We start from the raw sequence: 20,693 nt of genomic DNA, 5'->3' as shown, positions 1-20,693 counted from the left end.
GCCGTCAGTGGGGGATGGTGTCGATCAGTTCCCGGGCGCCCTGGCGGAGCAGCGCGACCGCGACGGACGTGCCGAGCGTCGCCGGGTCGAGCGGGCCGGCCCACTCGTGCGCGTCGAGCACGCGCTTGCCGTCGGGGGAGAAGACCCGGGCGCGCAACGACAGCCGGCCGTCGCGCTCGGCGCGGGCGTGACCGGCGATGGGCGAGTTGCAGTGGCCCTGGAGCACGTGCAGCAGCATGCGCTCCGCCGTGATCTCCCGCCACGTGTCGGCATGCCCCAGCCCGGCGACCGCGTCGACGGTCGCCGGATCGTCCTCCCGGCACTGCAGGGCCAGCACGCCCGCGCCGATCGGCGGGCACATCGTCTCCAGCGACAGCGCCTCGGTGATCCGGTCCGGCCGGCCGATGCGCTCCAGCCCGGCCACCGCCAGCAGCAGCGCGTCGGCCTCGCCCGCGTCCAGCTTCTCCAGACGCCGGTTGGCGTTGCCGCGCATCGGCACGCAGCGCAGCCGCGGGTGCGACGCGGCGAGCTGGGCCACGCGCCGCACCGACGACGTGCCGATCCGGGTGCCCTCGGGCAGCGCGTCCAGCTTCAGGCCGCCGGGGTGCACGAGCGCGTCGCGCAGGTCGTCACGCTTGAGGAAGGCCGCGAACACCGTGCCGGCCGGCAGCGGGCGGTCGGCGGGCACGTCCTTCATGCAGTGGACCGCCAGGTCGGCCCGGCCGGCCAGGAGCGCCTCGTCGACCTCTTTGGTGAAGGCGCCCTTGCCGCCGAGCGCCGACAGCGCCCCCTGCCACCGGTCGCCGGACGTGGTGACCGGCACGACCTCGGTGCGGATGCCGGGATGCAGGCCGGCCAGCTCCCGCCGGACGCGCTCGACCTGGGCGAGCGCCATGGGAGAGGAACGCGTCACGATGCGGATCAGCTCAGGGACGGCCATCCCCCGATCGTAGGGCGTCGCCCCCTGCGCCGCGGGCCGATCCGGCAGCTCGCCATGGATGGCCCGCCGAGGGGACGGCGGCTTAGGGTACGGATCACCAGATGTCACGGGGAAGAGGACGGGGACGTACATGATGGCCAATGATCCGGCGCGGCCGACGCTGATGACGCGGATGCTCGCGGCGTACAAGGGCGAGGTCCGCGCGGACGAGCTGGAGGCCTACCGGCGGGCCGGGGGCCTGGTCTACACCGAGCTGGAGCGCGCCGAGGAGCTGCGCTTACGCCTGGTTCAGGAAGGCGTCAACCTCTGGCACGGCCCGCAGTCCGCCTCCGGGCAGCTGCTGTGCACCTGGAACGCGTTCGTGCTGCAGACCATCGGCGAGCAGCTGCTCGACTCCGACTACAGCGCCGACCCGCGCACCGCCGGCTACGTGCCGCCGGTCACCAGCCGGCAGGTGGCCGCCTGCTTCGCCCAGGTGGAAGGCTGGGTGTCGCGCGCCCGGCAGGCCGCCGGCAACACCCGCTATCTGGTCGAGACAGAGCTCCAGCTACCCGCCGACCTGCCCGAATGGGCCGAGGCGGACCCGTGCCCGCTGCCCCACCTGCACGGCATGCTGGCCGCCACCCGCGCGATCCGGCAGCACGCCGAAGTGGCCTTCGGCGTGTTCGAGCAGACCGTCGCCGACGACCACGACCACCAGGCCGACCTGCAGCGGCTGCGCCAGCTCGTGGCCGAGGCCGCCACCGCCGCCGACTACGCCGAGGGGCTGCTCAAGGCCGATCCGCAGCCGAGCCTGCACGAGGCGATCGAGCAACGGCTGCAGCGGTCCCTGGAGCTCTACTACCACGTGGGCCAGCTCATCGCCATGCCCAGGCACATCGCCACCTACCGGACCACCGCCACCAGGCCCGCGGCGACGTACCGGTCTCTTGAGGCGAACCTGCGCGACCTCGACCCCTGGTGCCTGACCGACCCGCAACGGCGGGACTACTGGCAGGCCGACCCCAAGGCCCGGCAGGCCGTCAAGGAGATGTGGGAGTACGACCCCGACCCGGCCGCCACGCTGCACATCCAGGCGCAGATCGACGCCGCCTTCCGGGACGGCGCCATCGCCTACGCCGTCGACGCGGCGGGCAAGCCGCTCGGGAGCTACTACTGCTGCCCGTTCCCCGCCATCTATTCGGTGCGCAGGCCGGTGGTCATCGCCGGCAGGCTGCTGCGGCCCATGCAGCGCTTCACCTTCGAGGCGTCCGCCGAGGAGATGCCGAGCGGCGGGCCGTTCCGGCGCGAGATCATCGTGGCCGACTTCAAGCCGACGGACGAGATCGACTACTGCGACCCCGACGGGCTCCACGGCGACTAGTCATCGGACGGGCCACGGGAGAAAGGCGCCGCGAGACGGGCCGGGCCGGGCGTATCCAAGGACATCCGGCATCGGAGCTGCCTATATTTCTGGCAACGGAATTCTCCTGTTGGAGGCCTAGGTGTCCGATGCGTTCGCCAAGGATCTCAGCCGCCGGGTCGTGACCAGGATCGCTCCCGCCGAACTGCCGCTGTTCGACCAGACCTGGGACGCGCTCGGCAGCCGGAGCAGGCCGAGGTCGCATCGGGATCCGCTCGGTTTCGGGTTGCCGGGGGTGGACGAGCTGCTGGTGACGGCGATCGTCTCCGGCGTCGTCACCACGGTGCTGGCGGACGTGGGCAAGGACGTCGGCTCGTGGACCGGCCGGCTGATCGGCCGGTTGCGCCGCCGTCCGCGGGAGCTGCCCGACGCGCCGGCGTCGGGGCCGCCGCCGTTGCCGCCGGCCCGGCTGACGGAGATCCGCAAGGTCGCCTACCAGAAGGCGCGCCGGATGGGCATGTCGCAGGCGCAGGCCGACGCGCTGGCCGACGCGGTGGTGAGCGAGCTGGCCCGCAACCCGTCATGAGCGGCCGTCTGCCGTCGGCCACCACGTCCGCGTTCGTCCTGCTGATCAGCCTGGCGTTCGCGACGACCGCGATCTACCGGCCGGGGATCTTCGACCTGCTGTCGGTGCAGGGGGCGGAGGTCCCGGCGAAGGTCAGGGAGGCGTGCCAGCTCGCGGCGCTGAAGGGCCTGGACGATCCCGCCTGCGAGGTGATCAGCCGCGGGGCCCACCAGGATCTCCGGCTCGGCGTGCTGCTCTGCTTCGCGACGCTCGTCCTGCTCACCGGGCTGCAGTACTGGTTCGGGCCGGCCTGGCGGATCCGCCGCCGGCGGCTGCGTCCGGTCGGCGGCGAGGTCGGCGAGGAGTTGCGGCGGATGGCGGCGGAGGTGCTCGGCGGGCGCCGGGTCGTCTTCCTGCTCGACGTGCTCGACCCCGCGGTGGCCGGGCTGGCCTTCGGCCGGGCCGGGCGCCGGTACGTGGTGATCAGCCGGGGCACCTGGCTGTCGTTCGAGCGCGACCGGCCGCTGTTCCGGGCGGTGGTGCTGCACGAGCTGGCGCACGTGCGCAACCGGGACCTGAACATCACGGCGGTGACGCTGGCGATGTGGCGGTCCTACGCCGCGGTGATCCTCGTGCCGGGCCTGCTGGCCGCCGTGAACGGGGTGCTGTCGGGGCAGGCGCCGTTCCTGCGGTCGGAGCAGATGCCGTTCGGGGCGCGCGCGGCGCTGTCATGGCTGTTCGCCGCCCAGATCGCCGGGCTGGCGGTGTTGTCGTGGCTGACCCGTTCGGTGGTGCTGCAGTCGCGCGAGCTGATGGCCGACGCCCGCGTGTTGTCCTGGGAGCGGGACGCGACGCCGCTGCGCCGCGTGTTCGACCGGGCGCCGGCGCCGCGCCGGTGGCCGGTGTCGCTGCGGGTGCGCACCCATCCGCATCTCGCCGTCCGCCGGGCCGCGCTGGAGGACCAGGAGCCGCTGGTGCGCCAGGGCTTCGTCTTCCCGCTGGCGCTGGGCGGCTGTTTCTCCCTGACCATGGATCCGGCCGCGTCGCTGACCGCGCAGGGACGCACCAACACGCTGCCGTGGCCGGCGGAGGTGTTCGCCCTGCTGCTGGCCGTCGCGCTGGGGTTGCGGGCGTTGCGGGCCGTGGGGGCGCGCACCGACGCGGTGCACGTGCCGCTGGGCCTGGCCGTGGGGCTGGCGGGCGGCTGGGTGCTGGCCCCGAGCAGGATGACGGACCACGCGCTGGCGCCCTTCCCCGTGTCGGTGCAGCTCGCCGGGCTGGTGGTGCTGGCGATGGCGGGCCTGCTGCTGGGGGTGTGGGTGCGGTGGGTGGCGCGGGTGTGGGCGCCGCGGGTGCACGGGCTGCGGTCGGCGCTCGGGCCGCTGTCGCTGATCGCGGTGGTCGTGACGCTGGGCGCGCGGGCGTTCTACGACCTCCAGGCCGACATCATCATCGCCCACGTCCAGCGGTATCCCGCTGTTTCCGACCCGCTGGCGCAGGTACTGATCAGCGCGCAGATCATGATGGACTCCCGCCTGTCGGCGGGCGTCCTGCTGCTGCTCGCCGTCGTCCTGCTCATGCTGGCCCCGATGGCGGTACGGTTCCTCACCCTCGGCGAACGCCGCCCGCCCGCGCCCCGGCGCACCGGCCGCGTCGCCCTGGCGGTGGGCTGCGCGGCCGCCGCGGCACTGGTCACGGCGATGGTGTCGGGCACGGTCAACGGCTACGTCTTCCAGAGCTCCGGCACCGCGTTGTCGGACGTCATCGCGACCGGAGCCGCCGCGGGCGCCGCCCTGGCGGCCTGCGTGGCCGGGTTGTCCGGCACGTCGCCCGTCGCGAAGGGCATGCTGGCGGGGCTGGCCGCGGCGGTGCTCTACGCCCTCGCGCTGGAGCTGGTGTGGCTGCCCTTGCGGTCGGCGCTGCCGTGGCAGATCCACATGATCATCCTGGCGCGCATGCTGGAGGCCGCGCTGATCGCCGCGCTGGCCACCGCCCTGCCGGCCCGCCTGCTGCCCGTACGCGGCGACCCGGCCCCGGTCCCCGGTGTGCCCGCACCAGGGTGAGCACTGGCGGGCCCACCGGACACTACCAAGTGCTCACGCAGGTGACCGTATCCATCGGGGCCGGCGTTCGGTCCTGGCCGGTGGTTGGGATGATGGCGGCATGGACGCCCCCATCCCGATCGACACCGTGACCTGGCCGCGCCGGCAGCACTTCGAGCACTACCGCCGGGCCGTGCCGTGCACGTACTCCATGACGGTGGAGATCGACGTCACCGCGTTCGCGGCGGCGCTCGGCCGGTCGCGGCGCAAGTCCTACCTCGCGCAGGTCTGGGCGATCGCCACGGTCGTCAACCGGCACGACGAGTTCCGGATGTGCCTGACCGCCTCGGGCGACCCGGCCGTCTGGCCCGTCGTGCATCCGGCCTTCACGGTCTTCAACCCCGACCGTGAGACGTTCGCGTGCGTGTGGGCGCCCTACGACCCCGACTTCGCCGCCTTCCACGACGTCGCCGCTCCCCTGCTCGCCGAGCACGCCCGCGCCACCGAGTTCTTCCCGCAGGGGACGCTGCCGGCCAACACGTTCGACGTGTCGAGCCTGCCGTGGACGTCCTTCACCGGGTTCAACCTCAACATCGGCGACAACTGGGACCACCTCGCACCCATCTTCACCCTCGGCCGGTACACCGAGCGCGACGGCCGGGTGCTGCTCCCCCTCGCGCTCCAGGTGCACCACGCCGCCGCCGACGGGTTCCACTCCGCCCGGCTCGTGAACGAGCTCCGGACCCTGGTCGCGGACCCGTCCTGGGTCGACGGGAGCCCGGCCTCCTGAACCGGCGCTGACCTGCCACTGACCTCCGCCCCGGCCAGTGGCCGCCGGACGAGATCGCCGCACGTTACGACCGGCTCGCCGAGGTGGCGGAGCCCCGGCTCCGGTTCCTCCAGGAGCACGCCGAACCGTCGGACCCGTCCGGGGCGTCCGCGCCGCGGAGTTCACCCGGGCGATGGAGGCCGACCCGCTGCTTCCCCCCGAGCTGCTCCCCCGGCCCTGGCCCGGCACCCGGGCCAGGTCGCCGGCCGTCGGCGCCTGACGGGCCGTCACGCCGTCTCCACGGCGACCCGCATCGAACCGGTCCACCGGGCCAGGTCGGCGAAGAGCCGCTCGTGGTCGATCGCCGCCTCGGGCGGGTGGACGCCGGGTTCGCGCCCCGGGTCGTCGATCAGCTGCGCCAGGCTCAGCGCGGCCGGCCCCTCGAAGCCGAAGGCCCGTACGGCGGTGCGCACGGCCCGCCGCATGGTGGGCCATGCCGCGCCCGGCCTGCCTGCCTACTCCCGATGAGGGTGATCTTGGCTTTGGTCGCCGGTCAGTGCCGTGCGCGCGGCGGCGAGGATGTCCTCCGACAGCGGGTGGCCCGCGGTGGCGCGGGCCAGGACGAGGGCGCCGACCATGGTGCACAGCCGTGCCAGGCCGTCCTGGTCGGCGGTTTCGAGCCAGGCCGCGGTGTCGCCGACCTGCTCGGTGAACACGCGGCGCGCCTCGGCGTCCCCGTGACCGCGGGCGATGTCGGCGGCGAGTCCGGCGACGGGGCAGCCGTCGGCGGCGTTGTCGCGGTGCGCGGCGGAGAGATAGCCGTCCACGAACGCCCGCTGAGCGGCTTCGCGATCTCCCGCGTGCCGTTCGAGCGCGGCGGCCCGGACGTCGGCCTGCTCGTCGAAGGCGTGCGCGGTCGCCTCGCCGATGAGGGCCTCCTTGGAGGCGAACTGCTTGTAGAAGCCGCCGTGGGTCAGACCCGCGGCCTTCATCAGGTCGGCGACGCTGACCTCGGTGCCCTGCTCACGGAAGAGCCGGGACGCCGTGTCGACGACCCGCAGGCGGTTCTGCCGCGCCTGCGCCTGTGATCCGCGTCCCATCTGCGCCTCCTTGCCGGATGTCAGTCGTCATCTATTCTATGCTGCGACAGATAGATTGCGTTCATAATCTATCTTCTCTCAAGGAGGCAGCATGAATCTGAACGGCGCAGTCGCGGTGGTCACCGGCGCGAACCGGGGTCTGGGACGCCACCTGGCCGCACAACTGCTGGAACGCGGCGCATCGGTCTACGCGGCCGTCCGCCGTCCCGGCGACCTGGACCTGCCAGGAGTCACCCCGCTGCTCCTCGACGTCACCGACCACGCGTCCATCCGGGCCGCCGCGCGGATCGCCACCGACGCGAACCTCCTGATCAACAACGCCGGGATCTCCACCGGCACGCCGCTCATCGGCGGCGACCTCGACGCGGTGCGCCGCGAACTGGAGACGAACTTCTACGGCCCCCTCGCCGTCACCAGAGCCTTCGCACCGGTCCTCGAGGCCAACGGCGGGGGCGCGATCCTGAACATCCTGTCGGTGATCTCGTGGCTGCACCCGGCGCGGGCCGGTGCGTACGCGGCGGCGAAGGCGGCCGCGTGGGCACTGACCGACGCGACCCGCGAGGAACTCCAGCCCAGGGGGATCAGCGTCTCGGCACTCCATGTCGGCTTCATGGACACCGACATGACCGCCGGACTGGACGGCGTCCCCAAGGCCGACCCCGCCGACGTCGCCACCCAGGCCCTCGACGGAATCGCCACCGGCCAGGCCGAGATCCTGGCCGACGACCTCACCCGCCGGATCCGTCAGGCTCTGGCGCGAGGACCCGTCCCGACCGGCGGCTGATCGCCCGCGCGAGCCGGCCGGCTTCGACCCCGTCGATCAGCGCGCAGCCGTGCGGGCCGTAATGCGTCTCGCAGTGCAGGCTCATCAGGTCGGCGAGCCGGGTGGCCGCGTGCGCGACGCCCTCTTCCGCGACCTCCACTGCCCTCCTCGACGGGCGCCGCTGACCATCCGGGGGCCTCGGCGGCCTCGGCCCGGAGGTCGATCTCCCCCGGGTGGGGGAGGCTGCTCACCCGCTCAGGTGATCTTCCGGGGCGGCGGCCCGGACACGGTTGCAGCATGCCGATCAGACTCCTGCACCGGGCTCCCGCCGAGAGCGACACCGAGCGGCAGGTCCCGCGCTGGGCGCTGCGGGTCGCCTACGCGCTGCCGCTTCTGGTGCTGCCCTCCTGCCTCTGGCGGCTGCCGTTCGTCCTCGATTTCGACATGGGCCAGATCCACGACACGGACATGCCGGCGTTGTGGATCAGAATTCCGTACATCTTCGGGCTCAGCACGCTGTCGGAGCTGGCGGCGTTGCTGAGCATCGGGCTGGTACGCCGGTGGGGCGAGGTCTTCCCGTCCTGGGTGCCTCTTGCCGGGGGGCGGCCCGTCCCGCCGATGGCTGCGGTGGTTCCCGCGGCGGCCGGGGGCGCGATCCTGTCGGTGTTGCCGGTGCAGACGGTGCTCCACTGGGCGGGGGTCGTCGATGAGGTCGCCTACGACAACGTCTGGTGGGAGATCCTGGCGAAGGTGTGCATCAGCCCGCTCAACCTGTGGGGGCCCATGGTGCTGGCACTGACCTGCGCGTACTACGTGCGCCGCTGCCGTCCTGGCGTGAAGGCCGCCGCCTGATGCGACGACCTTGCCCGGCGCGCGCCCGTTCCCGACAGTGGCAGTGAGCGCGGACTCGCGGACGGACGGGGGCGTCGGAGGTACGGGTTCTTCCCGGGGGCCTGTCGGGGGCATCCCTGATGCGGGCCGCGGGACGTCCGGACAGGATTGACGGCATGAAGATCACTGCGATCGCGGGCGGCCTGCTGGCCTCCGCGGTGCTCCTGACCGGGTGCGGCCTTGACGCCATCGGCAAACCGAAGAACGAGGAGACCAGCACGTACCAGGTCAAGGAGAAGGTGCAGCGGCTTCACCTCAGAAGCGGCAGCGGGAACGTGACCGTCACCGAGTCGGACGCGACGTACGTCAGCGTGACCGAGAGGCTCTACTGGAGCAACGACAAGCCGCGCGCCGCGCACAAGGTGGAGGGCGGCACGCTGTCCGTCTTCTACGACTGCGAGAAGTCGTGGGGAACGTGCGGGGTCGAGTACCAGGTGCAGGTGCCCAAGGGGATGCCGGTCGACGTGGACGCCGGCTCGGGTGATCTGATGCTGAGGTCGCTCACCGGCCCTCTGGACCTGAAGGCCGGCTCCGGCGACATCAAGGGCGACGGCCTGGGCGGCAAGAAGCTCCTGGTCAAGGAGGGGTCCGGCAAGGTCGCCCTGAAGTACACGGTCGCGCCGGAGAGCGTCGAGCTGTCGGCCGGGTCGGGTGACGTCGAGCTGACCGTCCCCGACGAGACCTTCGACGTGAAGGCGAGCACGGCCTCCGGTGACGCCGACGTCTCGGTCAAGAAGGACGGCTCCTCGCCGCGCAAGATGTCGCTGACCACGGGTTCCGGCAACATCACTGTCTCCGCCGGGTAACCGGCTCCCCCGTGCACGCCACCTTCTTCGCCGGGTAACGGGCTCCCCCTCCCGGGCGTTGACTTTGTCGCAAGTGATGACGCACCATGTTGCTACAAAGCTTGCGACAAAAGGAGGAGGCATGACGAACGCTTCCACGTCCGACGCCGGGCCGCCGCCCGCGGACATCCGGTGCGCCGAGACCTGGCTGCGGCGGCACGGCCTGAGCGACGGCCCGCCGACGCCGTTGCTGGCCACGCGGCTGGCGGTGCGGCGTCGGGTGCGGCTGCTGGGCAGCGTCCTGCTGGCCGTGCTGATCATCGCGGCCTCCCTGGCGCAGGTCGCCGCCCTGCCAGGAGCCGCCGACGGGTCCGGGTCCGGGTCGGACCGGCTGGCGCCGATGCTGGTGCTGAGCGGGTCGATCGTCGCGCTGCTGCTGACCCAGGTCCTGCTGGACGCCTGGGTGCGGCGCGTCGACCGGCGCGCCGGAGCCGCGCTGCCGCGACGGGTGACCCATCCGGTGCAGCTCGGCTGGGCCGCCCTGCTCGGACGGCCCTACGCCGTCATGGCGGGCGCCACCTTCGCCTGCGCCTTCGCGCTGGGGGTGAGCGCGCTGGCCGTCACCGAGGGCACCGCACGGCACGCCGCCGTCGTGCTGCTGGTCGCCGTGACCGGAGTCGCCCTCGGCGCCGTCCTGCAACTGCGCGAGATGCTGGCCCGTCCCGTCGTGGCCGAGGACGAGGTCTCGCTGACGGCCGACGTCGTCATGCGGATCGAGGACGCGCGTGAGAGTTCCGCGCCGCCCGTTTTGTGGGCGCTGCCGGTGGTGCTGCTGGCCGGGTTCGCGCCCGGGTGGTGGAGCGCCGCCTCGGTGGGCTTCCTGGTGCTGGGAGTGCTCGCCCTGGTCGCCGTCCAGGTCAGGACGCCGTCGTACGCGGCCACGGCCCGGCGCGCGGTGGGCCTGCGATGATCGTCATCGATGCGGGCTCACCGGTCCCGCCGTTCGAGCAGTTGCGGGCCCAGCTCGCCCGGCAGATCCAGAACCGCACGCTGGCCGTGGGCGCCCGGCTGCCGACCATCCGCCACCTGGCGGCCGACCTCGGTCTCGCCGTCAACACGGTCGGCCGGGCGTACCGGGAGCTGGAGGAGGCGGGTCTGATCGAGACGCGCGGGCGGGCGGGCTCGTTCGTGTCGGCCGCCGGCGAGGAAGGCCGGGAACGGGCCCGCCGGGCCGCCGCCGACTACGCCGCCGTGATCGCCAGCGTCGGCCTCGACGCGGCCGAGGCGCTCCGCATCGTGCAGGCGGCTCTGACGTCCGGCGCGGTGGCGGCGGCCTCGCCATGACCGCGCTCCGGCCGCGGGGCCACGCCACCAGACACTGCGGCCGAGAGCGCATGACGCCGACGCACCGGGGGGAGGTTCAGCTCCTTGTGAACCTGGTTTCCTCGTCCGGATAGCGCTCACACCGTTTCGGACGCTCCCACAGGGGCCACGGCGCGGGCTGCCGACAACGCCGACGGATCTTGTGACAGGATCGCCGAATGCTGCGACTCACCGACTTCATCATCGACTGCCCGGACGCGATGAAACTCGCGGCCTTCTACTCCGCGGTGACGGGACGCCCGGTCAAGGAGGGCAGCCACGAGAACTGGGCCGGCATCCAGTTCGGCGAGATCGAGCTGGCCTTCAACCCCGTGGAGGACTACCGCGCCCCGCAGTGGCCCGACAGCGAGCACCCCAAGCAGTTCCACCTCGACTTCGAGGTCGACGACGTCGAGACCGAGCAGAGCCGCGTCCTGGCCCTCGGGGCGTCCCTGCAGCAGGATTTCATCGGGCCCAACGGCTACGGGTGGCGCGTCTACACCGACCCCGTCGGGCACCCGTTCTGTCTGTGCCGCAACAAGGGGGTCGTCTGGACCGACCAGGGCCCCGTCTGGCCCAAGCGCGCCTAGCAGTGCTGTGTGACTCGCGCATGACCTTGTAGCGGAAGGGTCTGCGCCACCCGGTTCGTGCCGGTCGTCGGCACGCGGTTGGCCGGGCCGCCCGGTGCGCCGGGGAGCACGCGCCCCCTTGCCGTCGTGCGTGTTCCGTGGCGTCCCCACGTGCGGGGAACCGGGTCCCTGTCGTCGGCAGTTCTCCGGTCCCCCGCCGGCGTCAATCGCGAGACGAGGAGACGGCCGGATGCGGCGGCGTCGAGCCGAGCGTGACGGGCTTGTCCGGCATCCGTACCCGCAGGTCGCGGGCCGGCGCGCGCCGGTCGGGCGCCGCGGCGGGCGCCGGGGCGCCACCGGGCATCCCGCCCGTGGTGAAGTCCCACCACACGCCCGGCACCTCGTGCGCCACGACGGTGTCGGCCGTGGCCGTGCCGCCGTCGTAGCCGAGGGTGTAGATCAGGCGCTGGTCGTCGTCGGTGATGAACGCCGTCACCGGCCACGACTGCCCCGGCGCGCCGCCCGCCAGATGGGTGGCGCCGCCCCGGTAGCTGCGCAGGCTGTGCACCGAGTCGTCGTCGGTGTACTCGTAGGCCAGCGCGGTGCCCTTCTGGCTGAGGAACAGCGCCTTGCCGCGGCCGTTGCCGTCCTCGGGGACCAGGCAGTTGCCCGCGCCCGGCGTGGCGCCGCCGATCCTGGCGACCATCAGGCACGCGGTCTGGGACGGATGCGCGGTGAACCGCAGGGCCACCACCTGCCCGTCGCCGGAGATGATCGGGTCGCCGACGTCCGTGCCAGGGAAGATCTCCGTCGTGCCGCCGGCGACGGCGTCGTACAGCCAGGTGCGGTACTTCTGGACGGTGACGTCGTAGGTGGACCAGGTCACCCGGTTGCCGTCGCCGGACAGGACGCCGTCGCCCGTCGAGGTCGGGCAGTCGCCGTCGGTCTGGGAGTCGCAGGAGGTCAGCTTCTGCGCCGCGCCGCCCTTGACCTGCCGGTAGAGGTTCCACCGGGAGGTGGCCGAGTTCACGTCCAGCTTCTTCCAGTAGACGACCGCGTGCCCGTCGTCGCTGACGGCGGAGACGTAGCCGTGCTCCTCCAGCGTCCAGGAGGTCCTGGCGGCGATGTCGTGCACGACCGACCTCGGGGTCAGCACGCCGGTCCACTCCAGCGAGGTGAAGGCGACCACGTTGCCGTTCCGGCTGGCCAGCGGGCCGCCGACGAAACCGGTGACCGGGGTGACGCCGTCGGCGCCCATCGACACGACCTGCGTGCCGCCGCCCTGCGTGTCCTTGCGCAGGATGAACGGCGCCGTGCTGGAGGGCGCGCGCCGGTCGTCCGGCATGAGGTTGCTGCGCGCCTGGGTCATGAAGAAGATGTAGCGGCCGTCGCCGGAGGCCGCGGCGCCGGTGGCGCCGCCGGCCGTTCCGGAGGAGTCGGGCCGGCCCTGCGTCTCGGTGCTGCCCGCGAGGTCCGCGCCGAGCGTGGAGGGCGGGCCGAAGAAGATCACGTCCGTCGGCGTCAGCTTCAGCGGCGCGGACGGCTCGCCACTACCCTGCGCGTTCTGCGCGATCACGGTGACGCTGTACGTCACCCCTGGCGTGAGCCCCTGGACGAGCTGGTGCGTCGCGTCGCCGCCGTAGGCGTACGTCCGCGCGGTCTGGCTGCCGTCCTCGGCCGTCGCGGTCACCACGTAGCCGGAGATGTCGCTCGTGCCGGTGTCGGCCGGCGGCGACCAGCTCACGGTGGCCCCGCGCAGCGTCGGCGCGGTGAAGGTGTCGAGCTTGGGCGGGCCCGGCGTCCCGTACTGCGCGCCGACCTCGACGCCGCCGCGGGCCTGCAGCTGCGGGTGCCCGCCGGTCGCGGGGCTGGTCACCTCGACCTCGGCGAGGCCCTCCTGCGAGGAGTTGAACAGGCCGTCGGCGGTGAGCGTGCCGGGGCCGCCGACCAGCTTCCACTGGGTGACGACGTCGTCGGGATAGCCGGAGACGGCGACCTTGAACTGGTAGTTCTGGCCCGGTCCCACCTTGCCGTGCTGCGGGACGACCTTGATGCCCTGGAAGGCGCCCGGGGCGTGGGTGACCGTCCAGAACGCGCTGATGATGTCGTCCTTGCGCCAGACCGAGTAGTCCTTGCCGATCGCGCCCAGGTCGATGGCGGCCCCGAGCCGGGCCAGCACCCGCAGTTCCCACCACGGGTTCTGCGTGGTGTCGGCCTTGAACTGCGCGCCCGGCACGTCCACCACCAGGGCGGGGCCCACCACCCCGTACAGCAGGAGCTCGATGTCGGTGGAGATGGCGGTGGTGACCGTGCCGTCGCCGTAGGCCCCGACGCCGCCGTCGCTGTAGAAGCCAGGGCCGCCGTCGTTGGGGGTGCAGGACGTGCCGCTCTTGCCGGTGTGGCAGCGCGTGCCGAACTGCTTGTCCCAGTGGACGGCGAAGCTCAGCCCGACCGTCGCGGACGCCTCGAACGCCAGCGCGACCGAGAAGCGCACGCACACCACGACCGGCACCTTGCCCACCATGAACGAGAAGCACGGCCCGTTGACGTGCCCGAGGTGCGTCCGCCTCTTGTACTCGAACGCGAGACCCTGCTTCACCCGCACCTCGGAGCTGATCTTCGTGGTGTTGCTGATGTCCACGCCGCGGCCGGCGGAGTCGGTGCTGGCGCCCATCTTGGTGTCCTGGTCGATCACCGCCCAGCCCTCGACCTTCGTGACCGAGCGGCCCTTCTGCTCGAACGACTGCTCGAACTCGATGACCAGGTTCCCGTCCCGCAGGCCGACCCGCGGCCCGGCCGCCCGGTGACTGGTGTTCTCGACGGGTTCGACGAGCCGCGCCCCCGGCACCGACGGCACGAACTCCACCTGGTCGCCGGTGTCCACGCGGCCGTCGGTGGCGAAGCCGGCGTCGGTGAAGGCGTCGCTCAGCGAGGCGGCCGTGGTCGAGACGACGAACCGCCCGTTCTGCAGCGCGGTGCCGGACACCTTGCCGAAGAACCCTTCGGGGGTGCGTTCGGTCTGGCCGATGACGAGCAGCGTGCCCGCGGTGAGCCCGGTGACCTCCGCCGGCGGGTTCTCGAACTCCAGGGCCCGCCCCCGTACGGCCCGCAGCGTGGCCGCCGCCTGTGGGGACAGCACCCGCGGCTCGCTCTTGACCGTGAGCTTCGGCGTGATCGCCTCGGTCGGGGCGCTGGCCGTGCCGGTGCCCGCGGCGTTGGTGGCGCGCACGGTGAAGGTGTAGGCCGTGGCCGGGTCCAGCCCCGCGATCGTGGCGGTGGTGGCGGTGACCGTCGCGGCCTTGCCGCCGGGGCTGGCCGTCACCGTGTAGCCGGTTACGGGGCCGGTGCCGACGTCGGCGGGCGCGTCCCAGGTGACCTGGACGCTGCCGGAGGCCGGGAGCCCGGCCCGCAGGTGCGTCGGCGCGCCGGGCGGCCGGCTCGCCGCCGGGGTGACCGCCGCCGCGGTGCTCGGGGCGCTCGCGCCCACCGCGTTCCTGGCGACGACCGAGACCGTGTACGCGGTGCCGTTGGCCAGCCCGGTCACCGAGGTGACCGTCGTGTCGGGCGGCGTGTCGACGGTCCGGCCGCCGGGCTGGACGGTCACCGTGTACCCGGTGATCGGCGAGCCGCCGTCCACCGCGGGCGCCCACTGCACGTCCACGCGCTGGTCGAGGGGGGTCACCAGCAGCGCGGGCGGGGACATGGGCACCTCGGCGGGCACCGGGCGCACCGCGTCCGAGGGCGGCGACGGGTCTCCGGCGCCCGCCGCGCCGACCGCGGTGACGGTGAAGGAGTAGTCGGTGCCGTTGGTCAGGCCGGTGACCGTGGCCTCCGTGGCCGTCGTGTTCACGGTGGCGCCGCCGGGGGCGGCCGTCACGACGTAGCCGGTCACGCCCGCGGCGCCGGTCTCGGGCGGGGCCCAGGTGACGCGTGCCGCGCCGTCCCTGCCGTACACGCCGGTGACGAACGGGCGGCCGGGCCGGCCCGGGACGCCGGGGGTGACCGGGTCGCCGGGCGCGGAGGCGTCGGAGACGCCGTTCGCGTTGGCCGCCGTGACGGTGAAGGTGTACGCGGTGCCGTTGGTCAGGCCGGTGACCGTGGCCTGTAACCGGTCGCCGGCGACGGTCGCGGTCGCGCCGCCGGGGGCGGCCGTCACGACGTACCCGGTGATCGCCGACCCGCCGTCGGAGGCGGGCGCGCGCCAGGTGACCTTCGCCGAACGGTCGCCCGGCGTCGCGGACACCCCGAGCGGCGGCGAGGGACGGGTGACCGTCCCGGCCGGCGTCACCGGCGCGGACGCGGCCGACCTGGCCGAACTGCCCACCGCGTTGGCGGCGGTCACGGTGAAGGTGTACGCCGTGCCGTTGGCCAGGCCGGTGACCGTGGCCTTCAGCAGGTCGCCGGAGACCGTCGCGGTCCCGCCACCGGGGCTGGAGGTGACCGTGTAGCCGGTGATGGGCGCGCCGCCGTCCGCGGGACGCTGCCAGGAGACGGTCGCCGACGTGTCGCCCGCCGTCGCGCTCACGCCGGCCGGGGCGGACGGCACGGACGCCGATCCGTAGTAGTCGAAGGTGTCGACGGTCACGTTGACGCTCGCGCCGCCGGTGTTCAGGATCACGAACGTGCCGCCGGTGCCCACCTTGACCGGCACCAGGCTCGACCAGAAGTCGTTCGGCTGGTACGCGATCGAGCCGCCGCCCGGGATGCTCGCCTGGCCGGTGGGGTAGACGCGCAGCAGGCCGTTCGCCGTGCCCTTGGCGGTGATGTTGACGCCGACCGCGCTCACCCCGGAGGCCGGCACACCGCCCTTGCCCAGCGGGGCGACCGTGTACGAGGCGCCCGCCGCCACCGTCACGGAGGCGAGGGTCCGTGACGGGGCGACGGGCGCCAGGACCGAGGAGGCGACCGTGGCGGCGGGCGTCGCGAAGTAGCCGGCCACGTCGGCGTACACCGTCAGCGCGGCGGCCCCGTTGTTGTTGACGGCGATCTTGCCGTCCGCGCCGAGGGCGGCGATGACCAGGTTCGACTGGAAGTAGGAGGGCCGGTAGTCGATGTTCGACCCGACGGGCGGCGTGCCGCCGGACGGGTAGGCGATCATCTTGCCGGACCCGGTGCTCTTCACCGCGAACGTCAGCGCCACGTACGCCACCCCGGAGGCCGGCACGCCGCCCACCCCCGCCACCGCGAACGTGGCGGTCGAGTTGGCCGCCACGGTCTGGTTGCCGATGACCCGGCCGGTGTTCAGCGGCACGTACCGGGCTCCCGCCGTCGCGGCGGCCGTCGCGGTGTAGTACCCGTGCACGTCGGCGTAGACGCTGACGGCGGCCGTGCCGGTGTTCTTGACCTTGAGGGAGCCGTCCGGGCCGAGCTTGACCGTCAGGAGCTGGTCGTCCCACACGCCGGAGCGGTAGCGGGTGCCCGTCACCGCGGGCGCGGCGGCCAGGTCGGAGGGGAAGACGATGAGGCCGCCGGCCGCGCTCGCGCCCTTGGCCGCGACGTTCACCGCGGCGCTCGCGACCCCGCTAGCGGGCACCGCGCCCACCCCCGCCACCTTGACCGTGGTGGTGGCCCCCGCCGCGATCGACACGTTGCTCAGCACCCGGGCCCGGACCCCGTAGAACTGGCCCGGCCCGGGTTGGACCGACGCGGCGGCGGCCGGGGGCGCCCCCGTCACCACGAGGACCCCGGAGAAGACCAGGATGAGCGCTGACAACCATCGCATGACCACACCGGCCTCCTGGGGCAGGATCACTCCGTGTTGCGCGGCTGACGCTACCAATGGCCCTGAGCTCGTGAAATACGGCGAAAAATAGAGATTTTTCGTCTATCAACCGCTGTACGGCGGTATATCCGCCTGCAACTTCGGCGGTAGCCGACGTCCCCCCGTCAGGGGTGGGGCTTACTCGAACGCCTCGGCCGTCAGGTGATAAATGTCGCGATGTTGGTAGATGAGGTCGCCGTCTTCCGCGTCGCAGGCGATCCCGAAGGGCTCCTCGGGCGTTCCCTTCAGTTCTTTCCCCAGCGGCTCGTCCACTTCCAGGAACCATGTGACGCCCGCGATCGGCACCCCGGAAGGGAAGGGGAAGGGGATTCGGTCGCCGTTGGCGTGCATGATCTCGTAAATGGCGCTGTGCAGGTCCGGCACGGCGTCGTTCACTTCTTCCGGGGTCGCGTCCGGCTGTGTCCGGCGGTAGGACTTGCGTCCCTCTTCGAGAAGCCGGTCGAAGTCTTCGATGCGGTAATCGATGCGGGACAGGATCGAAATCGTCCCTCCGCTCCCGGGTTCGCCTTTCTCCATCTGATCATCTTGGTGTACGGGTTTCGCCGGCTCAACGACTTCTCGATGCCGTCCCTTCGGTCGCCCGGGCCGGGCGGGCGGCGGCGGCGTGGGCGCGGGCGGCGTCCTCGTCCCCGAGGCGGCGGGCCAGCTCGGCCAGCACGAGATGGGTGGACCCCCAGCAGGCGGTGCCCATCCCGGCCACCACCAGCAGGTCCGCGTACGGAAGCAGCCGCTCGTAGAGCGCGCGCGGATCGGGCACGCCCAGGCGTGCGGCGACCAGGCCCCAGACGGGCACGAGGAAGTCGGCCACCCAGTCGTCGGGGACGTCGGTCCCCCAGCGCGCCACCAGCTCGTGCGCCAGCTCGGCGCGGCCGGACTCGACGGCGGCGAGCACGGCGACGGGCCGCAGCGGCACGAACCGCGGCTCCTCCGCGGCGGCCACCAGCTCCTCCAGGATCTCGCCCACCCGCCCCTGGCCACGCCGGCAGGTGAACGTGGTCACCAGCCGGTGGAACCCGCGGCCCCACATGGTCGGGGCGAACCGCATGTCGCCGTACCGGGCGAGCAGGTCCTCGGCCTCCTCCCACCGGCCGTCGAGGGTGGCACGGGGTGTCTGGGCGATGCGCACCATCGACTCCAGCTCCGGGCGCGGCGCCATGGCCAGCAGCGCCTCGCAGCGGGCCAGCTCGCGGTCCCAGCCGGGCAGGTCGCCGTCGCGCAGCAGGCAGGACATGAGGGAGACCCGCGCCAGCACCTCGCCGCTCACCGGCAGGCCGGGCAGGGCCGCCAGCTCCTCGGCCATCGCCCGCCGCGCGGCGTTGCCTCCGGGGCGGAACGCGGCCAGCAGGTAGTTGTTCATCGTGCGGGCCAGGAGCGGCGTGTCACCCGTCCGCCTGGCCAGGGCGACGGCCTCGGCGGCGTGGCGTTCGCCCTCGGCGCCGCGGGGACCGTAGTGCAGCTCCAGGGCGAGGGTGCCCAGGAGGGTGGCGCGGTCGGCGTCCGGCAGCGGGCCGTCGAGCAGCTCTTCGATGACGGCGACCAGGCCGGAGTCGACGACGCCGTACGGGCGCCAGTTCCACAGGGCCGGGCCGCCGATGGCGGTGACCGCGGAGATGAGCGCCGCCCGGTCGCCGGCGGCTCTGGCCAGGACGATCGCCTCCTCCCAGTCGCGGTGCGCGTCCTCGGGCCGGCCGGCGGCGCGGTGGGCGTGGCCGAGCTCGGTGAGCAGGCAGGCGCGTTCGGCGTCGTGGCCGGGTTCGAGCGCCGACAGGGCCAGCGTCCAGAAACCGGCCGCCTCGGTGTGGGCGAGCTGCGCGGCGGCGTGCCGGGCGGCGCGGGAGGCGTACCGGACGGTTCTGCCCGCGACGTCCAGGCGGCCCGCCTGGGAGAAGTGGTGGGCGAGCGTGGCCGACCGCGACTCGGGCAGGACGCCTTCCAGCGCCTCGCCCGTACGCAGGTGCAGGCGCGAACGGTCGAGCTTGCCGAGCCCGGCGTACAGGGCCTCCTGGACGAGGGCGTGCGAGAAGCGGTAGTCGGGCCCGGCGGGCGGCTCGGCCAGCAGGCCGGTGGCGACGGCCGGCTCCAGCGCGGCCATCACCTGCTCGGCGGTGCTGCCGGTGACGCTCTCCAGCAGGCCGGCGTCCACGTCGCGGCCGGCCACGGCGGCGGCGGCGAGCAGGGCACGGGTCTCCTGGGGCAGGCGCGCGACCCGGCGCTCGATCACGTCACGGGCGCCGCTGGGGACCGTACGCTCGCCGCGCGGCAGGCGCAGCACCTCGCCCAGGTAGAAGGGGTTGCCGCCGGTCCTGTCGAGCAGGTCGCCGACCAGGCCGGGCTCGTCGGCGACCTGCTTGGCCCGCAGGAAGGCGGCCACGTCGCCGGAGGTGAACGGCGGCAGCTCCAGGCGCTCACCCGACCGCGTCAGCGCCGCCAGCGTCCCGCGCAGCTCGGCGGGGTGGTCGCCGGGCTCGGGACGGCAGGTGACCAGGACGAGCAGCGGACGCCGCAGCGCGGACTCGGCGACGAACTCCAGCAGCCGCAGCGAGGACACGTCGGCCCAGTGGAGGTCTTCCAGGACGACGGCCAGCGGCTCCTGCGCCCGGGTCAGGACGTCCAGGACCTGCTCGTACAGGCCGAACAGATCCTGCTCGGGGTCACGGGCGCGGCCGGACAGCAACCCGGTGGCGTCACCCGCCTCGCGCAGGATCTGCGTCCAGGGCCAGAAGGCCGAGGCGGCGCGGTCGGCGCAACTCCCCCACACGACCTCGAACCCGCGCGCGGCGGCCAGATCGGCGACGGCCCGGACGAACCGGGTCTTGCCGATGCCCGCCTCCCCCATGACCAGCACGGCGCCACCGTCGCCGCGCCGCGCGGCGGCCAGCCGCCGCGCCACCAGCTCCAGTTCGGCCGAGCGGGCGATGAGGGCCTCGCTCTCCGGTTCGGGGGCGGCCGGGACTAACGGCGCCACCGGCTCGGGCACCGGCGGGCGCAGCTCGGGCGCCTGGTCGAACACCGCGCGTTCCAGCTCCCGCAGATCGGGGCCGGGGCTCAGCCCGAGATCGGCCGACAGCCGCTCACGCACCCGGCGCAGCGCGGCCAGCGCGTCGGCCTGCCGTCCGGCCCGGTAGAGCGCGCGCACGAGCAGCGACCAGGCCCGCTCCCGGTACGGCTCGGCCGCGACCAGCGCCTCCAGCCCGGGGATCAGGGGCGCGTCCTCCCCCAGAGCCAGGCGGGCGTCGAAACGGTCCTCCAGGGCGGTGACGCGGGTCTCGGCGAGCCGCGCGGCGACCGGCTGGGCGAACTCCTGACCGGCGAACTCCCCCAGCGGTTCGCCCCGCCACAGCCCGAGCGCCCGGTCGAGCAGCTCGACGGCCCGGCCGGGCGCGCCACCCGCCAGCGCCGCGCGGCCCTCACCGGCCCAGGAGGCGAACCGCCACAGGTCCACCTGGCCGGGCGCGACGGCGAGCAGGTAGCCCGGCTCGCGGGTGAGCAGGACACGCGGCGGGGTACGCGGCGGCCGGTCGGGCTCCAGCACCCGGCGCAGGTGGGCGATGTACGCCTGAAGGGTACGGGTCGCCCCGGCGGGCGGCTCCCCGGCCCACAGCTCGTCGATGAGCCGGTCGAGCGACACCACCCGGCCGGGCTCCAGCGCCAGCATCGTGACCAGGGCACGCTGCTTGCGCGTACCGAGATCCAGCACACCCTGCTCGCCGGTGACCTCAAGCGGCCCGAACAGCCGAATCTCCAACCCTGCCATGTCCGTCCCCACCCTACGGCACCTCAACT

Annotated in this window: 17 protein-coding genes; 11 read left to right on the top strand and 6 right to left on the bottom strand. The window is 73.4% G+C overall.

Annotated features, from left to right (window positions below; translation table 11 throughout):
* Nucleotides 1-4: 4 nt before the first annotated feature.
* Nucleotides 5-940 (bottom strand): hydroxymethylbilane synthase, encoded by a 936-nt coding sequence (gene hemC, locus ACIBST_RS24430; RefSeq protein WP_397174804.1) that lies wholly within the window; start codon nt 938-940, stop codon nt 5-7.
* 130 nt (nt 941-1,070) lie between these two features.
* Between hemC and ACIBST_RS24425 the strand changes: the two genes are divergently transcribed.
* The 5 genes from ACIBST_RS24425 to ACIBST_RS24405 all read left to right on the top strand — a co-directional run bounded on the left by ACIBST_RS24425 (nt 1,071) and on the right by ACIBST_RS24405 (nt 5,938).
* The gene (locus tag ACIBST_RS24425) at nt 1,071-2,303 is read left to right on the top strand and encodes a hypothetical protein (protein ID WP_397174803.1); all 1,233 of its coding nucleotides are present in this window, start codon (nt 1,071-1,073) and stop codon (nt 2,301-2,303) included.
* A gap of 121 nt (nt 2,304-2,424) precedes the next feature.
* The gene (locus ACIBST_RS24420; protein WP_397174801.1) at nt 2,425-2,868 is read left to right on the top strand and encodes a hypothetical protein; all 444 of its coding nucleotides are present in this window, start codon (nt 2,425-2,427) and stop codon (nt 2,866-2,868) included.
* Nucleotides 2,865-4,910, top strand: coding sequence for a M48 family metalloprotease (locus ACIBST_RS24415; RefSeq protein WP_397174799.1), 2,046 nt, complete (start codon nt 2,865-2,867; stop codon nt 4,908-4,910). The genes ACIBST_RS24420 and ACIBST_RS24415 overlap by 4 nt, the downstream gene beginning before the upstream one ends.
* 100 nt (nt 4,911-5,010) lie before the next feature.
* The gene (catA, locus tag ACIBST_RS24410) at nt 5,011-5,679 is read left to right on the top strand and encodes a type A chloramphenicol O-acetyltransferase (RefSeq protein ID WP_397174797.1); all 669 of its coding nucleotides are present in this window, start codon (nt 5,011-5,013) and stop codon (nt 5,677-5,679) included.
* A 37-nt stretch (nt 5,680-5,716) separates the two neighbouring features.
* On the top strand, nt 5,717-5,938 hold the full coding sequence (locus ACIBST_RS24405) for a PaaX family transcriptional regulator C-terminal domain-containing protein (protein WP_397174795.1): 222 nt from the start codon (nt 5,717-5,719) through the stop codon (nt 5,936-5,938).
* A 7-nt stretch (nt 5,939-5,945) separates the two neighbouring features.
* Here the strand turns inward: ACIBST_RS24405 and ACIBST_RS24400 are convergent, their stop codons facing one another.
* Both ACIBST_RS24400 and ACIBST_RS24395 read right to left on the bottom strand, forming a co-directional pair.
* Nucleotides 5,946-6,143 carry a hypothetical protein gene (locus ACIBST_RS24400; RefSeq protein WP_397174793.1) on the bottom strand — a complete coding sequence of 66 codons (198 nt, stop codon included), beginning with the start codon at nt 6,141-6,143 and terminating at the stop codon, nt 5,946-5,948.
* 30 nt (nt 6,144-6,173) lie between these two features.
* Complete coding sequence (locus ACIBST_RS24395) at nt 6,174-6,758, bottom strand: TetR/AcrR family transcriptional regulator (RefSeq protein ID WP_397174791.1); 585 nt, start codon at nt 6,756-6,758, stop codon at nt 6,174-6,176.
* Between the two features lie 91 nt (nt 6,759-6,849).
* Between ACIBST_RS24395 and ACIBST_RS24390 the strand changes: the two genes are divergently transcribed.
* From ACIBST_RS24390 to ACIBST_RS24365, 6 genes are all read left to right on the top strand, one after another.
* Nucleotides 6,850-7,542 (top strand): SDR family oxidoreductase, encoded by a 693-nt coding sequence (locus ACIBST_RS24390; RefSeq protein ID WP_397174789.1) that lies wholly within the window; start codon nt 6,850-6,852, stop codon nt 7,540-7,542.
* A 276-nt stretch (nt 7,543-7,818) separates the two neighbouring features.
* On the top strand, nt 7,819-8,373 hold the full coding sequence (locus tag ACIBST_RS24385) for a hypothetical protein (RefSeq protein ID WP_397174787.1): 555 nt from the start codon (nt 7,819-7,821) through the stop codon (nt 8,371-8,373).
* Between the two features lie 155 nt (nt 8,374-8,528).
* Nucleotides 8,529-9,218 (top strand): DUF4097 family beta strand repeat-containing protein, encoded by a 690-nt coding sequence (locus ACIBST_RS24380; RefSeq protein WP_397174785.1) that lies wholly within the window; start codon nt 8,529-8,531, stop codon nt 9,216-9,218.
* Between the two features lie 121 nt (nt 9,219-9,339).
* Nucleotides 9,340-10,167 carry a hypothetical protein gene (locus tag ACIBST_RS24375; protein ID WP_397174783.1) on the top strand — a complete coding sequence of 276 codons (828 nt, stop codon included), beginning with the start codon at nt 9,340-9,342 and terminating at the stop codon, nt 10,165-10,167.
* Nucleotides 10,164-10,541: a GntR family transcriptional regulator gene (locus ACIBST_RS24370; protein WP_397174781.1), complete on the top strand. Its 378-nt coding sequence runs from the start codon at nt 10,164-10,166 to the stop codon at nt 10,539-10,541. Before ACIBST_RS24375 ends, ACIBST_RS24370 begins: the two co-directional genes overlap by 4 nt.
* A gap of 197 nt (nt 10,542-10,738) precedes the next feature.
* A complete protein-coding gene (locus ACIBST_RS24365) occupies nt 10,739-11,149 on the top strand; it encodes a VOC family protein (RefSeq protein WP_397174779.1) in 411 nt (136 codons plus the stop codon).
* 202 nt (nt 11,150-11,351) lie between these two features.
* Here ACIBST_RS24365 and ACIBST_RS24360 read toward each other — a convergent pair whose 3' ends face one another.
* From ACIBST_RS24360 to ACIBST_RS24350, 3 genes are all read right to left on the bottom strand, one after another.
* On the bottom strand, nt 11,352-16,850 hold the full coding sequence (locus tag ACIBST_RS24360) for a fibronectin type III domain-containing protein (RefSeq protein WP_397174777.1): 5,499 nt from the start codon (nt 16,848-16,850) through the stop codon (nt 11,352-11,354).
* 177 nt (nt 16,851-17,027) lie between these two features.
* Nucleotides 17,028-17,426, bottom strand: coding sequence for a hypothetical protein (locus ACIBST_RS24355; RefSeq protein ID WP_397174776.1), 399 nt, complete (start codon nt 17,424-17,426; stop codon nt 17,028-17,030).
* 31 nt (nt 17,427-17,457) lie between these two features.
* Entirely contained in the window at nt 17,458-20,664 is a 3,207-nt protein-coding gene (locus ACIBST_RS24350; protein WP_397174775.1) for a BTAD domain-containing putative transcriptional regulator, read from the bottom strand.
* Nucleotides 20,665-20,693: the final 29 nt, after the last annotated feature.

It is taken from the genome of Nonomuraea sp. NPDC049684 (assembly GCF_044465345.1).
Taxonomy (GTDB): domain Bacteria; phylum Actinomycetota; class Actinomycetes; order Streptosporangiales; family Streptosporangiaceae; genus Nonomuraea.
Note: the sequence above shows the minus strand (reverse complement) of the source record. Positions and strands in the feature narration are given on the sequence as shown.

Bases quoted from the DNA above. Each gene is read 5' to 3' on its own strand.
- ACIBST_RS24355 (WP_397174776.1), bottom strand. From the start codon at position 17,426: ATGGAGAAAGGCGAACCCGGGAGCGGAGGGACGATTTCGATCCTGTCC.
- ACIBST_RS24390 (WP_397174789.1), top strand. From the start codon at position 6,850: ATGAATCTGAACGGCGCAGTCGCGGTGGTCACCGGCGCGAACCGGGGT.
- ACIBST_RS24415 (WP_397174799.1), top strand. From the start codon at position 2,865: ATGAGCGGCCGTCTGCCGTCGGCCACCACGTCCGCGTTCGTCCTGCTG.
- ACIBST_RS24425 (WP_397174803.1), top strand. From the start codon at position 1,071: ATGATGGCCAATGATCCGGCGCGGCCGACGCTGATGACGCGGATGCTC.
- ACIBST_RS24360 (WP_397174777.1), bottom strand. From the start codon at position 16,850: ATGCGATGGTTGTCAGCGCTCATCCTGGTCTTCTCCGGGGTCCTCGTG.
- ACIBST_RS24400 (WP_397174793.1), bottom strand. From the start codon at position 6,143: ATGCGGCGGGCCGTGCGCACCGCCGTACGGGCCTTCGGCTTCGAGGGG.
- ACIBST_RS24375 (WP_397174783.1), top strand. From the start codon at position 9,340: ATGACGAACGCTTCCACGTCCGACGCCGGGCCGCCGCCCGCGGACATC.
- ACIBST_RS24380 (WP_397174785.1), top strand. From the start codon at position 8,529: ATGAAGATCACTGCGATCGCGGGCGGCCTGCTGGCCTCCGCGGTGCTC.
- ACIBST_RS24350 (WP_397174775.1), bottom strand. From the start codon at position 20,664: ATGGCAGGGTTGGAGATTCGGCTGTTCGGGCCGCTTGAGGTCACCGGC.
- ACIBST_RS24365 (WP_397174779.1), top strand. From the start codon at position 10,739: ATGCTGCGACTCACCGACTTCATCATCGACTGCCCGGACGCGATGAAA.
- catA (WP_397174797.1), top strand. From the start codon at position 5,011: ATGGACGCCCCCATCCCGATCGACACCGTGACCTGGCCGCGCCGGCAG.
- ACIBST_RS24385 (WP_397174787.1), top strand. From the start codon at position 7,819: ATGCCGATCAGACTCCTGCACCGGGCTCCCGCCGAGAGCGACACCGAG.
- ACIBST_RS24395 (WP_397174791.1), bottom strand. From the start codon at position 6,758: ATGGGACGCGGATCACAGGCGCAGGCGCGGCAGAACCGCCTGCGGGTC.
- hemC (WP_397174804.1), bottom strand. From the start codon at position 940: ATGGCCGTCCCTGAGCTGATCCGCATCGTGACGCGTTCCTCTCCCATG.
- ACIBST_RS24370 (WP_397174781.1), top strand. From the start codon at position 10,164: ATGATCGTCATCGATGCGGGCTCACCGGTCCCGCCGTTCGAGCAGTTG.